General features: G+C 53.4%; 13 protein-coding genes. 8 read left to right on the top strand and 5 right to left on the bottom strand.

Translation table 11 applies throughout. The annotated features are described in order from the left end of the window. Positions 1–250: EAL domain-containing protein (locus CPA45_RS22015; RefSeq protein ID WP_133066813.1), on the top strand; the 250-nt coding region annotated here is incomplete at its 5' end. A 60-nt stretch (positions 251–310) separates the two neighbouring features. Here the strand turns inward: CPA45_RS22015 and CPA45_RS22010 are convergent. Continuing rightward, positions 311–901 carry a hypothetical protein gene (locus tag CPA45_RS22010; protein ID WP_096655395.1) on the bottom strand — a complete coding sequence of 197 codons (591 nt, stop codon included), beginning with the start codon at positions 899–901 and terminating at the stop codon, positions 311–313. A gap of 215 nt (positions 902–1,116) precedes the next feature. Here CPA45_RS22010 and CPA45_RS22005 point away from each other — a divergent pair, with 215 nt between their 5' ends. Beyond that, the gene (locus CPA45_RS22005; RefSeq protein ID WP_096655393.1) at positions 1,117–3,228 is read left to right on the top strand and encodes an adenosylcobalamin-dependent ribonucleoside-diphosphate reductase; all 2,112 of its coding nucleotides are present in this window, start codon (positions 1,117–1,119) and stop codon (positions 3,226–3,228) included. A 57-nt stretch (positions 3,229–3,285) separates the two neighbouring features. After that, a complete protein-coding gene (locus CPA45_RS22000; protein ID WP_096655391.1) occupies positions 3,286–4,071 on the top strand; it encodes a ribonucleoside-diphosphate reductase in 786 nt (261 codons plus the stop codon). Positions 4,072–4,107: 36 nt separating this feature from the next. Here CPA45_RS22000 and CPA45_RS21995 read toward each other — a convergent pair whose 3' ends face one another. Both CPA45_RS21995 and uvrA read right to left on the bottom strand, forming a co-directional pair. Continuing rightward, positions 4,108–4,851: a Crp/Fnr family transcriptional regulator gene (locus CPA45_RS21995; protein ID WP_096655389.1), complete on the bottom strand. Its 744-nt coding sequence runs from the start codon at positions 4,849–4,851 to the stop codon at positions 4,108–4,110. Between the two features lie 167 nt (positions 4,852–5,018). Further along, positions 5,019–7,856: an excinuclease ABC subunit UvrA gene (gene uvrA, locus CPA45_RS21990; protein ID WP_096655387.1), complete on the bottom strand. Its 2,838-nt coding sequence runs from the start codon at positions 7,854–7,856 to the stop codon at positions 5,019–5,021. Positions 7,857–8,026: 170 nt separating this feature from the next. On the opposite strand from uvrA, the gene CPA45_RS21985 reads away from it, so the two are divergent. From CPA45_RS21985 to CPA45_RS21970, 4 genes are all read left to right on the top strand, one after another. Then, positions 8,027–9,406, top strand: a complete 1,380-nt coding sequence (locus CPA45_RS21985) for an MFS transporter (RefSeq protein WP_096655397.1) — start codon at positions 8,027–8,029, stop codon at positions 9,404–9,406. A gap of 105 nt (positions 9,407–9,511) precedes the next feature. Further along, entirely contained in the window at positions 9,512–10,180 is a 669-nt protein-coding gene (locus tag CPA45_RS21980; protein ID WP_096655385.1) for a single-stranded DNA-binding protein, read from the top strand. Positions 10,181–10,238: 58 nt separating this feature from the next. Continuing rightward, positions 10,239–11,129, top strand: a complete 891-nt coding sequence (locus tag CPA45_RS21975) for a sugar nucleotide-binding protein (RefSeq protein ID WP_096655383.1) — start codon at positions 10,239–10,241, stop codon at positions 11,127–11,129. Further along, a complete protein-coding gene (locus tag CPA45_RS21970; protein WP_096655381.1) occupies positions 11,126–11,860 on the top strand; it encodes a lysophospholipid acyltransferase family protein in 735 nt (244 codons plus the stop codon). Before CPA45_RS21975 ends, CPA45_RS21970 begins: the two co-directional genes overlap by 4 nt. 120 nt (positions 11,861–11,980) lie before the next feature. Here the strand turns inward: CPA45_RS21970 and fabB are convergent, their stop codons facing one another. Continuing rightward, complete coding sequence (gene fabB, locus CPA45_RS21965) at positions 11,981–13,198, bottom strand: beta-ketoacyl-ACP synthase I (protein WP_096655379.1); 1,218 nt, start codon at positions 13,196–13,198, stop codon at positions 11,981–11,983. A 12-nt stretch (positions 13,199–13,210) separates the two neighbouring features. Beyond that, positions 13,211–13,726: a 3-hydroxyacyl-[acyl-carrier-protein] dehydratase FabA gene (gene fabA, locus CPA45_RS21960; RefSeq protein WP_096655377.1), complete on the bottom strand. Its 516-nt coding sequence runs from the start codon at positions 13,724–13,726 to the stop codon at positions 13,211–13,213. 273 nt (positions 13,727–13,999) lie between these two features. Here fabA and CPA45_RS21955 point away from each other — a divergent pair. After that, a partial coding sequence (locus tag CPA45_RS21955; protein ID WP_133066812.1) for a sensor domain-containing diguanylate cyclase occupies positions 14,000–14,894 on the top strand: 895 nt, incomplete at its 3' end.

Here is a 14,894-nt window from a genome sequence, read left to right as displayed (position 1 = left end):
CTACCTAAAACAGCTACCGTTGGATCAGTTGAAAATCGATCAGTCCTTCGTTCGGGATGTGCTGGAAGATCCTGCCGATGCCGCTATTGTTCGCACGGTGATCGCGCTAGCCCACAGCCTCGAGTTAGATGTCATTGCGGAAGGTGTCGAGACCCAGGCACACCGTGACTGGCTCTCTGCTCAAGGATGCCTTGCATATCAAGGCTACCTCTTCTCCCGGCCTCAGCCCATTGATGCTCTAATACTCTAAGGTTAATGGTGCGTTAATGTTGAGGGGGATAAACCATGGATGATGAGCATGGGGTATGAGCTATGAAACGTGTGTGGGGGACTCCTCGCACAAGTTCTGCATACGCCCGATTGCCCCGTCGGCACCCTCCAAACTAAACGTCATATACCAAGGTTCCAGGGCTTCTTGGTCAAAGCCAATAAATAGCTGATCACCCTGGCGCATATCATCTATCAGCGTATGTATTTCGCTGAGATAGAAGTGTGCATAAAAGCCATCATCACCGCGTTCGGTAATAAACTCGGCCATAGTATCTATAATCGGTTGTTCGTCGATCCTCAGCCTTGCAGGTACAAGGTTAACAGCTCTGCTTTCTCCCTGCTGTTGCTCAAGCGTAACGCGCATTTCCAGCCAGGGTAAATCACAAACACCCTGAGTGGTATTGAGACTTAACGTAGCATCCGAATAGCTATGGGTCTCCACTGCGCGAAAGTGGCGCTCGTCACCTAGCGCAAGCACCAACGACTGCCAATGGCCATGTGCCTCGGTCTGCTCGACATTAAAGGTCGCAGCAGTAGCAAATGAAGCCACGGCTAAGAGAGCACCGCCAGTAATGCAGTTAGCAGTAATACAGTTAACAACAATGCGGGGTAGAGAGGTAATCGTTGGCATGAGTCATATCGCACAAGAAAACGCATAGCCTATAGCGTGTTTGTTTCCAACAAAAGGTAACGCGCTGATTTTTCTATATATGGTAGTCGGTGGTTAAAAATATGTCTTATATGGTGTAGGCGTGTCTATACTTCATACCCGTACGGCCTAAAAATCTACCGTTTGATCGTTGTATTCACCTCACTATGCACCTCACTATGAAGGAGTTTTGCGTCATGAGCACCGCTGCGAAGGCTATGAAGACCTCTAATGATGTCCCGATGCAGGCACCCTCTCGGGAGATCTGGGACGCTAAATATCGTCTTAAAGATCGCCATAGTCACCCTGTTGACCAGGACGTGGGTGCTACCTTCGAGCGAGTTGCACGGGCTTTGGCAGCGGTTGAAGGGGACAATGCTGGCGAGTGGTTGCCGAAGTTTCGCTGGGCATTGGAAAACGGCGCTATTCCAGCGGGAAGAATTTTATCTAATGCCGGCGCTGAAGCGTATAAGCCAGCGGTGAGCCTAATTAACTGCACAGTGTCGCGTACCATTCGTGATTCAATGCGCGATATCCTCGATTCCGTGGTGGATGCTGGTATGACGCTGAAGTCCGGTGCTGGCATTGGCTACGACTTTTCGACGCTGCGCCATAAGGGCGCCTTCGTCTTTGGCGCTGGCGCAGGCACCAATGGTCCGTTGGCGTTTATGGATATCTACGACAAGATGTGTTTCACCGTGGCCTCTGCTGGAGGGCGTCGTGGCGCCCAGATGGGTACCTTTGATGTGGGGCATCCGGATGTGCGTGAGTTTATTCAAGCTAAGCGTGAAGCAGGTCGCCTCCGTCAGTTCAATCTAAGCCTGCTGATCACCGATGAGTTTATGGAAGCGGTGAAAAGCAACGCGGATTGGCCATTAGCCTTCCCACTACACCCTGGTGAGAGAGATGACGTTAAAGCAGAAGACCTGATCTACCGCGACTGGCCGGTGGTCGAAGAGGGCTACACGGTGGATGCCGAAGGGCGTGTCGCATGCCGCATTGTTGAGGTAATCAAAGCGCGAGAGTTGTGGGACACCATCATGTCCTCAACCTACGACTACGCCGAGCCCGGCTTTATTCTGATTGACCAAGTCAATCGCATGAACAACAACTGGTTCTGTGAAGATATCCGTGCCACGAATCCCTGTGGTGAACAGCCGCTGCCGCCAGAAGGTGCCTGCTTGCTGGGGTCTGTGAACCTGACCAAGTTTGTCATTGACCCGTTTGGCGCTGAGCCATGCTTTGACTGGGAGCGCTACCGTAAAGTCGTCGCGATCTTTACCCGCATGCTGGATAACGTCGTGGAGATTGCAGGCCTGCCGCTCCCCCAGCAGCAGCGTGAAATTGAAGCTAAACGCCGTCATGGGATGGGCTTTCTGGGGCTAGGTTCGACGCTAACGATGCTCAAAATTCCCTATGGCTCTGAAGCATCGCTGGCCTTCACTGAAGAAGTAAGTCGCCACCTCGCTCTGGAGGGGTGGAAGCAAGCGCTAGAGCTTTCCAAAGAGAAAGGCATGGCACCTGTACTTGAGCAAGAGCACACCATTACACCGAAGATGATGCGCGAACGCCCCCAGCTAGCCAACGATGGCTACGAAGTTGGTGACAAGGTGCCAGGACGTATTCTGCATGCACGCTATAGCCAGTACATGGCAAAAGTCGCCGAATTAGAACCAGAACTGGTGGCAGCACTTGCTGAGCATGGTGCACGCTTTACCCACCACAGCTCTATTGCACCCACCGGTACTATTTCGCTCTCCATGGGCAACAATGCCTCTAACGGTATTGAACCATCGTTTTCACACCGCTACTTCCGCAATATTATCCAGTCGGGCAAAAAGACCAAAGAGCAGGTCGAAGTGGTCTCGTTTGAGCTGGCGGCCTACCGTCACTTTATTGCTGCCGACGCAGTGGAGAGCGATCTACCCGACTACTTTATTACCGCAGACTCGGTGTCTCCCGAGCAGCACGTGGCCGTGCAGGCAGCCGCCCAGCAGTGGATCGATTCGGCTATTTCTAAAACGGTTAACGTGCCAACAGAGTTTCCGTTTGAAAACTTCCAGAGCCTGTACCTACAAGCCTACGAAAGCCGCTTAAAAGGTTGTACTACCTTCCGCTTCAACCCCGAAGCCTTTCAGGGCGTACTGGTGCGCGAAGAGGACCTTAAAAACACAACGTATGTGTTTGAGCTGGAAAACGGCGAAACCCTAGAGCTTGCTGGTGATGAAACAGTGATTTACGACGGTGAAGAGCATAATGCCGCAAACCTGTTTGATGGCCTGAAAGAGGGCACCTACGGCAAATGGTGAGTACGTGCTGCCTTACTGACGACAACCCCAGCACACCTTTGCTTAGTGGAGAACGATATGACTGTTGAAATTACCTCAAAAATTGTTGGTTATCGCATCAAACAGCAGGAGCAGGCCGTACCAGCGCCTGAGCTGCAGGATGAAAACCCGCTGACGGTGCGTATTCCGTCACGCCCGGAAGGCACCTTGGAGGCGGTGTCTGAAAAGATTTCTTATGTCGGGGCGGAAGGGCGCAAGAAAGTTTATCTACTGGTGTCGTTTATGCCGGTGGAAGGCGTTATTGGCGGTAGACGCGTGGTGATTGAGCGTCCGGTGGAGTTCTTTTTTCCTTCAGGGCAGCTCTCCAGTGAACACCAGTGGATCACCGCTACCATGCGTAGCCTCTCGCTGGCGGCACGGGGGGGGTACGCGACTCAGGCAGTCGCCGATCTACGCAAGGTGGCATGGGATAAAGGCTTAGTGCGCTGCGGAATGAATCGCTGGAAGAAACCCATGTTTCACGATTCAGAAGTTGCAGCGATTGCCTGGTCGATTCAGCAGATCCTCTATCGACGCGGTTTTCTTGATCAGGATGGTAATCAAGTGCCGGTAGAAATGCTGGTCGAGCGCTATGCACACCGTCTGCAACATGGCCATGCTTGGCAACCTGAAGAGGCAACCGAACCCGCTCCAGTAACCCAGGAGATAGTGGAGCCGGGTAGTGGGGGAAGCGCTCCGGTAAAAAAGCCTGAAGGCAGTGGCCCCGTAAGTGTCGGCAACTGCCCAGAGTGCCGCGGGGAACTCATTATGATGGACGGCTGCCCCACCTGTTACGCGGGCTGTGGCTGGTCTAAGTGCGGCTAGTTAGTAAACGACCGCGTGCCGTCGGCACGCGATTGTTCATGCAGAATACGCAAGCAGCGGTCGAAGGCTATCGGTAAGGTAGCAGTCGTCAAACTGACCCTCAGTGGCTAGGGCTGCCAGGTCAGGAATAGTGACGTGATGACGATCACGGAAAACTAGCCCATCCTCACTTAGTGCACTAAAGGTGCGGCTCACATGTACAGGGCTTAGCCCCAAAATATCCGCAAGCTGTTCCTGTGACAGAGGCAAGCGGAACTGCCCGCTAATATCGCGGTTGGTTTGACGCAGACGGATATACATTTCGTGTAGGAAGTGAGCCATTTTTTGTCTGGCACTGCGCCTTGCTAGGTTGACGAGGCGCTCTGTGAGCAGCGCTTGTTGCCGGCTACCAATAGAGAACATCACCGATGTCAGTGTGAGTGATTGGCGGAAGAGTTCAAGGATGCGCTTATGGGGGAAATGGCATATCACACCATCCGAGATCATGCGCACGCTGTCCAGCCGTTGTGAAAAAGCAAATTCACGTAGGCCAATAATATCGCCGGGCAAAAAGATTTCCAGTATTTGCCGATCGCCGTTCTCGAGTTGGCGGAAGGAGTAAGCCCAACCGCTTCTGATGGTGCAGAACTCGTTAGCCGGGTTGCCAGCATCCCAGAGTAAAGCGCCTGCCTTAATATCGGTTGGGCTCTCTTCAAGGGAGGCCAGTAACTGCTTTTCCTCTTCAGTCAACGAACAGTAGTGACTAAAGTGGCGAATAATACAGCTTTTATCCTGATCCACAGCTTCCTTTCTCCTCAAGAGCTAACTGCTATTGTTAAGCCATACCGCTAAATAATATAAACAGAACTTACCAATGTTGCCCGGTCTTTTATAATTGTTCATAGCCCTCTAGGGCGAGTGTTGCTCGCCCTGTTTGTTGGTATTCAAGCGCTTAAATGCAGGTGAGCTCAGTTGCGCTTACCTCTTGCCAGTAACGGAGCTAAAAAACGCCCGGTATGAGAGACCTGCTGCTTGGCAATCTGTTCCGGGGTGCCTTCAGCAATAATCTGACCACCGCCAGAACCGCCCTCTGGCCCAAGGTCAATAATCCAGTCGGCGGTTTTGATCACATCTAAATTGTGCTCAATGACTACAATCGTGTTGCCGTGATCGCGCAGACGGTGCAGCACCGTCAGTAGCTGACGAATATCCTCAAAGTGTAGACCGGTGGTGGGCTCATCCAAAATATACAGTGTTTTTCCGGTATCGCGCTTAGCCAGCTCACGAGCGAGCTTAACCCGCTGGGCTTCACCGCCTGATAAGGTGGTAGCGCTTTGCCCTAAGCGGATATAAGAGAGCCCCACATCCAACAGCGTTTGCAGACGGCGGGCAATGGCAGGCACTGGGCTGAAAAACGCTAAGGCGTCTTCCACCGTCATGGCCAGCACTTCATCAATCGTTTTGCCTTTATAGTGAATGTCCAGGGTTTCGCGATTGTAGCGCTTGCCTTTACACACATCACAGGGCACGTAGATGTCCGGCAGGAAGTGCATCTCTACCTTGATCATGCCTTCACCCTGACATGCTTCGCAGCGCCCGCCCTTAACGTTAAAGCTAAAGCGGCCAGGTTTATAGCCCCGGGAGCGCGCTTCCTGAGTGCCGGCAAACAGCTCGCGAATCGGTGTGAAAATTCCGGTGTACGTTGCAGGATTGGAGCGCGGTGTACGGCCAATGGGGCTCTGGTCGATATCGATCACTTTATCGAGCTGGTCCAGGCCCTCAATTTTAGTGTAGGGGGCAGGGGTAAGCGTGGTTGCCCGGTTTAGCTCACGTGCTGCAATTGGCATCAAGGTGCCATTAATCAGCGTTGACTTACCTGACCCCGACACACCTGTTACGGCAATAAATAGCCCCAGAGGTAGGCTCAGCGTGACATCTTGCAGGTTATTACCCGTCGCGCCGCGTAGCACCAGCTGTTTTTCCGGGTTGCCGGGAATCCTGTAGGGGGGGACAGCGATTTCCCGGGTGCCAGAAAGATACTGGCCAGTCAGTGAGTTAGGGTTGTCCATAACGTCTTGGGGCGTGCCCTGGGCGACGATTTCACCGCCGTGAATGCCTGCGCCTGGGCCGATGTCCAGTACGTGGTCAGCAGCACGTATGGCATCCTCGTCGTGCTCTACCACAATGACCGTATTGCCTAAATCCCGCAGCCGCTCCAACGTTTTTAAGAGGCGGTCGTTATCACGCTGGTGGAGCCCAATGGAGGGCTCATCGAGGATGTACATGACGCCGACCAGCCCTGCACCAATTTGGCTGGCCAGGCGAATCCGCTGGGCCTCGCCACCGGAAAGGGTGTCAGCGCTGCGCTCCAGGCTCAGATAATCAAGCCCCACGTTGACCAGAAACTCCAAGCGGGCATGGATCTCATTGACAATTTTGTCGGCAATTTCGCCTTTTCGACCTGGTAGGCTTAGATTGGCAAAGTAGTGCCATGCCTCGCCGATGGGGAGGCGCACAATATCTGCAATATTGCGGTCATCTACATAAACATGAAGAGACTCTTTACGTAGCCGCGAACCATTGCAGGTGGTGCAGGGCTGCACGGCGATGTACTTGGCGAGGTCGTCACGCACCATGTTGGATTCGGTTTCCCGGTAACGACGCTGCATGTTGGGTAGTACGCCCTCAAAGGCGTGCTCGCGGGTTATCTTGTGGCCTCGATCGCCCACGTAAGTGAACGGAATTTGCTCGTCGCCGCTGCCATTGAGAATAATCTCTTGCTCATGGCGGGCAAGCTCGCTCCAGGGCGTTTCAAGCTCAAAACGGTAATGCTTGGCGAGCGCCTGTAACTGGGTGAAATAGTAAATATTGCGCCGGTCCCAGCCTTTAATAACGCCTTCAGCGAGCGAAAGCTCCGGGTGGCTGATCAGCTTTTCAGGATCAAAATATTGCTGCACGCCTAGGCCGTCACAAGTAGGGCAGGCACCTGCAGGGTTATTAAACGAGAACATGCGTGGTTCAAGCTCAGAGAGCGAGTAGCCGCACACTGGGCAGGCAAAGCGCGATGAAAAAACGAGATCGCTTTGTTCGCCGTCCATGAAGTGGATCATCGCCGTGCCATCGGCCAAGTTAAGCGCAGTTTCAAACGACTCCGCTAAACGTTGGGCAATATCGTCGCGTACTTTAAAGCGGTCAACCACCACACTGATGTCGTGCTTTTTGCGTTTATCCAGAGGTGCAATATCATCTAACTCAAGCACTTGGCCATCAATTTGCACCCGCACAAAGCCTTGAGCACGAAGCTCGGCCAGCAGCTGCAGATGCTCCCCTTTACGACCTTTCACCACTGGCGCTAATAGCATTAGCTTGGTGCCTTCGGCCAGGTTCATTACCTGATCGACCATTTGCGAAATCGTTTGTGCCTCAAGGTCTTCGCCATGCTCTGGGCAGCGCGGTGTACCGGCACGGGCAAACATCAGGCGCAGGTAGTCATAAATTTCAGTAATAGTGCCAACGGTAGAGCGAGGGTTGTGAGAAGTAGACTTTTGTTCGATAGAGATCGCAGGTGAAAGCCCCTCAATGTGATCTACATCGGGCTTTTCCATCATCGAAAGAAACTGGCGCGCATAGGTGGAGAGTGACTCTACATAACGGCGCTGTCCTTCAGCATAGAGCGTGTCAAACGCCAGCGACGACTTTCCTGAGCCTGAAAGGCCTGTAATAACAATCAGTTTATCGCGTGGCAGCTCCACATCGATCTGCTTGAGGTTGTGGGTGCGGGCACCCCTGACCAGAATGCTGTCCATCAACACCTCGAATCGCGTGGCAAAAGCGTAATTATACGTTTCTTGTACCCCTCCCGGCAAAACCCCCTGCGGTAATACACAGGTAGTTAGCGTTTCCAGCCTGAGTACAAAGCGCTAGAATGGTCGGTTATTTTAGGCCGTTTGGCCCATCCACCATACATAAGGGAATTATGCGCAAGGTTTCCGCACTGCTGCTGGTCGCTGAACGCCGTGCAATCAGCGGCTTAGCTGGCCTCTATGCGTCTCGTATGTTGGGACTTTTCATGGTGTTGCCGGTATTGGCGATTTATGCCGATACGCTTGCAGGGTCGACACCGCTATTAATAGGCGTAGCGCTGGGTATTTATGGATTGACCCAAGCGACTCTGCAGATACCGTTTGGTCTGCTTTCCGACCGTATTGGCCGCAAGCGTGTTATTGCCATGGGGCTGATAATTTTTGCTCTGGGTAGCGTAGTGGCGGCGATGGCTGACTCGATTTGGGGAGTTATCTTGGGGCGTGCCCTGCAGGGGAGTGGGGCGATAGCGGCGGCAATCATGGCGTTGCTTGCCGACCAAACCCGAGAACAAGTGCGCACGGCTGCAATGGCCACCATCGGATTGTCGATTGGCGTATCGTTTGCTATTGCCATGGTGGTAGGACCTTGGCTGGCCGCTTGGGCAGGCTTGGCGGGCGTGTTTTGGTTTACGGCTTTACTTACCCTAGTGGGTTTGTTGGTGCTTTGGCGCTGGGTACCACCTGCGCCACGCCGTTTGCGCCATCGCGATGTAGGTATGGATCGCCAGCAATTTAAAAATGTGGTTACCCGCCCAGACCTATGGCGCTTAGATTTGTCCATCTTTGCCCTACACTTAGTGCTGATGGCGATATTCGTGGCAGTCCCGTTTCGGCTACTCAGTGCAGGGGTTGCGGTTGAGCACCACGGGCTGGCCTATTTAGGGATAATGGCGCTCTCTTTTGTTGCTATGGTACCGCTGGTGATTGTGGCCGAGAAGCGACAGCAGATGAAAGCAATGTGTCTGCTCGCAATCGGAGCTATCGTAGTGAGTTTGAGCAGCTTGGGGTTGCCGCTCTCCCAGGGGCACTGGCTATTTGTGTGGCTCTTTGTGTTCTTTACCGGTTTTAACTTGCTGGAAGCGACTCTGCCTTCGATGATGAGTAAGCTCGCTCCTGCCGGCGCTAAAGGCACCGCAATGGGCGTGTACTCCACCAGTCAGTTCTTAGGTGCTTTTTTAGGCGGCACGTTAGGTGGCCTGCTGGCGCATACCTGGGGGCTTAACGCGGTGTTTATTGGCTGTGCCTTCTTGGCACTGCTGTGGTGGCTGGCTATGCTGCGTATGCCATCGCCGCCGCCATTATCCAGCGAGGTGCTCGCTCTACACGATACACAGCCTGATGCGCTAGATCTGCTAATGGAGCACCTGGCAGACGTTGCGGGGGTTGAGGACGTGATGGTGGTACCTGAAGAGCGCCTTGTATACTTGAAAGTAAATCGCCAGCAGCTTGATCAGGCGGCCTTAACTAGGTTGATTCCGCCGCCCAAGCATTAACCCTGCTAAGCTGCTCGATATTGCGCAGCAGGCAGCGAGGCCGATGATGCCCAGGGTATCATCGGCAGACTTTTTTTATGACCGATTATTAAAAAGGAGCGATCTATGGCGCGCGGAATTAACAAAGTCATTTTGATTGGCAATCTAGGCCAAGACCCCGAAGTACGGTTTACCCCTTCCGGCACGGCCGTAGCGAATTTGAACCTCGCGACCTCCGACACTTGGATGGATCGTCAGAGCGGTCAGCGCCAAGAGCGCACCGAATGGCATAGAGTGGTGTTGTTTAATAAAACGGCTGAAATTGCCCAACAGTATTTGAAAAAAGGCGCCAAGGTTTATATCGAAGGCCGTCTGCAAACGCGCAAGTGGCAAGACCAGAACGGCCAAGATCGTTATAGCACTGAAATTGTTGCCAACGATATGCAAATGCTCGACGGCCGCAGTGGTGATTTCCAAGGCGGTGGCATGCCTCAGGGAAATTACGCTCAGGGTAATAGCCCGCAGGGCAGTCATCCTCAGAACGCTCCCGCTCAAAGTAATTATGGGCAAGGCACTCCTCCAGGGCAGACTCCGCCTGCTCAGAGCGTGCCACCGCAGCCGAGTGCTTTCCCACAGGGTGGTGGAGCACCGCAAGGCAATTATGGCAACGCAGCACAGCGTGGTGCACAGCCTGCGCCGCAACGCAATCAGCCTGCACCGGGTAATCAAAACAGTAACTACGGTGCGCCTGATCCAGGCAATTTCGACGACTTTGACGATGAAATCCCATTCTAGCGTTGCTGGTTAAAAGTAAAGCGTTAGCACGTTCCTGGGTTAAGGGAGAGAGTCTGTCGTGAAGCTGCTGATTTTAGATGCCGGGCATTGCTTAAGTTTGGCATTAGCCCGAGAAGCGAGCCGCCGTACCGATGCAGAGCTTGTTATCGAACAAGGGTTGACAGTCACGGCTGCAGAGCTTCAAACGATTGCTCCTGACGCGGTGATTATCCCTCCCTTGGCACATCCATTAAGCATGACGCCAGCGGCAGTGAAAGCCCATGCTGATGCGGTGGATATATGTTTGGATGCTTGCCAGGCCCAGGAGGTTGCGTTGGTGTGGTGTGTCTCCGACCAGCTCTATGAAGATGGTTTTGATGTACCGATTGATGAGCATGTGGTACCTGCACCGCGGGATGAATGTTTACGGCGCTTAGTCGACACTGGCGATCGTATTCGTGCCGAGTATCACCGCCACTTAATTGTCCGCTTGGGACCGCTGTTTGCCCTAGAGGGTAGCCGTGCGTGGCTAAGCGAGATTATTGATAGCCTTGTGATGGGACAAAATGTGCGTGCGGCTGAAGATGTTATCTTTTGCCCGACTTCAGCGGATGCTGTTGCGATGGCGTTAATGGGCATGCTGCAGCAGCAGGCCTGCGGAGCGGATGCCTGGGGAGCTTATCATTTAGCAGGCACTGAGCCGGTGAGTGCGTTTACGTTTACTTCCATGGTTAGAACGCAGCTAGCGACCCATCTAGAGGGGCGTGGTGAGATGATTACCCTGGGCGAGGTGCAAGCATTGAACCACCATCATGATGCCAAGCTGCGTCGGGTGTTAAATTGCCGTCGTGTATTGGATGTGTTTGGTGTACATCAAAAACCCTGGCGGCTTGAAGTCGGCCGCATGTTAGATGCGTGGTGCTTGACGCGTGATCAGCAGAGTGGCGCTGAAACAGGAGAGACGGCTTGATCAATGTGGTTCGCAGCCTGGTATTTTACTTTGGTTACTTCTTCGCCATGCTGGTGATTGGCGTGCTATTTCTGCCTATTGCACCTTTTCTACCTCTCGCAGCCCGCTATCGGCTGCTCAATCTTTATAACTACTTCTTGATGGTGTGGTTTAAAGTTGCCTGCGGCGTGAGCTACGACATCCAAGGGCGTGAAAATATTCCCGATGGTCCCTGTGTTATCCAGGCTAATCACCAGTGCGAGTGGGAAACGGTTTTCCTACAGGTGATGAAACCGCCGGTGTGCACGGTGTTAAAGCAGGAACTATTGAAAATACCGGTGTTTGGCTGGGGGTTACGGCTACTACGGCCGATTAGCCTGGACCGTTCAAAGCCAGCCAGAGCTATGAAGCAGGTGCTAACGCAGGGCGTAGCGCGCTTGGGTACCGGACTTTCGGTGTTAATTTTTCCAGAAGGAACCCGCGTTGATCCCGGTGTCCGCAAGCGCTATAACAAAAGCGGTAGTGTGGTGGCCTGTCGGGCAGGAGTACCAGTGTTGCCGGTAGCGCATAACGCCGGTGAGCGCTGGCCAGGGCGCGATTGGGTGAAGCAGCCAGGGGTGTTGCGAGTACGTATTGGTATGCCCATTGAAACCGCTGGACGCACGCCAGATGAGGTGTTGGTCGATGTAGAAGCGTGGATTGAAGGGCAGTTACAGGAGATTTCAGAGATACCAAGACCCACTGCACGCTAATCACCAGTTAGTTCACTTGGCTAATCACCTGATATGGGGTCGGCCCTACGCTAGCAACAATAACGGCGCCATAAGGCGCCGTTATTATTTTTTGTGCCTACAGGCACATCATCACTGCTATCAACCATCAAAGCGTTGGAACACCAGACAAGCATTGGTGCCACCAAAGCCAAAACTGTTAGAAAGCACGCGTTCAATGGCAACGTCATCGCGACGCTCGGTCACAATGTCGAAACCGTCAGCCTGCTCGTCTAACTGTTCAACATTGGCAGAGGCGGCGACAAAGCGATGTTGCATCATCAGCAGTGAGTAAATCGCTTCCTGAACCCCCGTTGCTCCCAGTGAGTGCCCTGTTAGCGACTTAGTTGAGCTCATGGCAGGCGTTGAGTTACCAAACACCGCACGAACTGCTTTGAGCTCGGCTACATCGCCCACAGGAGTTGATGTGCCGTGTGTGTTGATGTAGTCAATATCACCTGACACGGTTGCCATTGCTTGGCGCATACAGCGCGTAGCACCTTCGCCAGAGGGGGCTACCATGTCATGGCCGTCTGAGGTAGCGCCATAGCCAACCAGCTCGCCATAAATTTTAGCGCCACGGGCCTTGGCATGCTCTAACTCTTCAAGCACCAGCATGCCGCCGCCACCTGCAATCACGAAGCCATCGCGGGCCTGGTCGTAAGGGCGCGAAGCTTGCTCCGGCGTGTCGTTGTAATGGGTTGAAAGTGCACCCATGGCATCAAACAGGCAGGACAGGGTCCAGTGCTCCTCTTCACCGCCGCCAGCAAACACTATGTCCTGCTTGCCCAGCTGGATCTGCTCCATGGCACTGCCAATACAGTGGGCAGACGTTGCACAGGCAGAAGAGATGGAGTAATTAACGCCCTTGATTTTAAACGGTGTTGCCAAGCAAGCGGATACCGTGCTGCCCATGGTACGGGTAACTCGATAGGGGCCAACACGGCGCAGGCCTTTCTCGCGCATGACATCTGCCGCTTCAACCTGATTGGCGCTAGAGGCGCCGCCAGAGCCGGCAATAAGGCCTGTGCGCTCGTTGGATACTTGCTCTTCCGATAGTCCAGCGTCTTCGATCGCCTGGGCCATGGATACGTATGCATAGGCTGCTGCATCGCCCATAAAGCGGCGCAGTTTACGGTCAATCAGGGCATCAAGGTCGATGTTGACGCTGCCTGCGACATGACTACGGAAGCCGCGTTCGGCGTACTCTTCCTTAAAACGAATACCGCTGCGCCCGTTCTTAAGCGCGTCTAAGACCTGTTGCTGGTCGTTGCCTAAGCACGACACGATGCCAAGGCCGGTGACTACCACTCGTCGCATGGAAGCCTCCTATTAGAAATTCGCAGTGGAGGTGAATAGGCCAACGCGCAGGTCATTAGCCTGGTAGATGTCGCGTCCGTCAACGGATACGGTACCGTCGGCAATGCCTAGAATAAGCCGACGGGTAATGATGCGCTTCACATTAATGTGATACGTAACTTTTTTAGCATCGGGTAAAATTTGGCCGCTGAATTTTACTTGGCCACAGCCAAGGGCGCGTCCGCGGCCGGGGTGGCCAAGCCAGCCCAGGTAAAAACCAACGAGCTGCCACATGGCGTCGAGGCCTAAACAGCCAGGCATGACAGGATCACCAGGGAAGTGGCAATCAAAGAACCACAGATCAGGGGTGATATCCAGCTCGGCGATCAGTTCGCCCTTGCCATGCTCACCGCCTTCTTCGTGAATGTGCGAGATGCGATCGAGCATTAGCATGTTAGGAGCCGGAAGCTGTGCATTTCCGGGGCCAAATAGCTCGCCACGCGAGCAGGCCAGCAGTTCTTCGCGATCAAAGGAATGTTGCTTGGTCACTGAATCGTTCCGAGTATCAAAATGGTTGTTGGTGCCTAGTCTACTTCCCGGAACCTCTGAATGCACGTGGTTGGCGACTTATCGTGTATTTCTATAGCTTTTTGTAGTGCTGCCGATGACTCATATTATGGCGTTTTGTTTTATGAGTAGCGAATTGGCACAATAAACGCCCTATTGACGTAAGATGCAATATGCACGTTTTGTTGGGCAGCATGGTGAGTATGCCTGATACTCATTCTCTATTTAGCTCATTTTAGGACACTAAAAATTTCCATGTGGCTGCCTGTTTCTCTTAATCGACCGCTAGTGTGGATAGCGCTAGTGGCTTTGCCTGCCTGTGTATGGATACCTGATGCAGCGCTGCGTATCGTGGCGGCAAGCTTAGTTGCAGTGGGCTTGTGGGATGCCTGGAATCAAATGCGGCGGCAACGTTTACGCCTCCGTCTTGCCGAAGACGCGATGGGGCTGGCAGGCGATGCGATGGTGATTAGTGACGTAGATAACCGCGTTTTAGCAGTTAACCCCGCATTTACCGATATTACCGGTTACGAAGTTCATGAAATCCGTGGCCTTAAGCTCGATACCTTAGCTGCGCCACGGCATGACAAAGCTTTCTACCGCGCTTTTTGGAATACCTTGAAAACCACTGGTCGCTGGGAAGGCGAGATGTGGAATCGACGCAAGCATGGTGACGAGTACCCTGAGTGGCTTAAGGTGCGGGCGGTCACCGATGAACGTGGCAAAATCACTCACTTTATTAGCCTGTTTACCGATATCTCGGCGCAAAAAGCCCGCGAGAGTGATTTGCGGCGCATTGGTTATGAGGACCCCTTGACGGGGTTGCCCAATCGACGCCGTTTACATGACTTGATGGCGTCGCGGCTACGCCATCTGCGTGCCGGTGAGAGCCTGGATATGGTGCTGCTCGACATTGACGGGCTTAAATCGATTAACGATAGCTTAGGCGTGGAGCAGGGTGACCGTCTGCTGGCGCGCTTCGCTCAGCGGCTTGCCAGCTATATGGCTGGAAGCGTGGTGGGTCGGCTGGGGGGCGATGAGTTTATGGTCATTCGCACCACTACCTTTGATGATCACGAGCAATGGGTGGCTAACCTGCGCGATCATATGTGCCGTCCGTTTGAGATTAATGACCATTCTCTACGTTTAG

The organism is Vreelandella nigrificans (assembly GCF_002374315.1).
GTDB classification, from domain to species: domain Bacteria; phylum Pseudomonadota; class Gammaproteobacteria; order Pseudomonadales; family Halomonadaceae; genus Vreelandella; species Vreelandella nigrificans.
Note: the sequence above shows the minus strand (reverse complement) of the source record. Positions and strands in the feature narration are given on the sequence as shown.

Coding starts and splice junctions, on each gene's coding strand:
- CPA45_RS22010 (WP_096655395.1), bottom strand. CDS start 901: ATGCCAACGATTACCTCTCTACCCCGCATTGTTGTTAACTGTATTACT.
- CPA45_RS22005 (WP_096655393.1), top strand. CDS start 1,117: ATGAGCACCGCTGCGAAGGCTATGAAGACCTCTAATGATGTCCCGATG.
- CPA45_RS22000 (WP_096655391.1), top strand. CDS start 3,286: ATGACTGTTGAAATTACCTCAAAAATTGTTGGTTATCGCATCAAACAG.
- uvrA (WP_096655387.1), bottom strand. CDS start 7,856: ATGGACAGCATTCTGGTCAGGGGTGCCCGCACCCACAACCTCAAGCAG.
- CPA45_RS21985 (WP_096655397.1), top strand. CDS start 8,027: ATGCGCAAGGTTTCCGCACTGCTGCTGGTCGCTGAACGCCGTGCAATC.
- CPA45_RS21980 (WP_096655385.1), top strand. CDS start 9,512: ATGGCGCGCGGAATTAACAAAGTCATTTTGATTGGCAATCTAGGCCAA.
- fabB (WP_096655379.1), bottom strand. CDS start 13,198: ATGCGACGAGTGGTAGTCACCGGCCTTGGCATCGTGTCGTGCTTAGGC.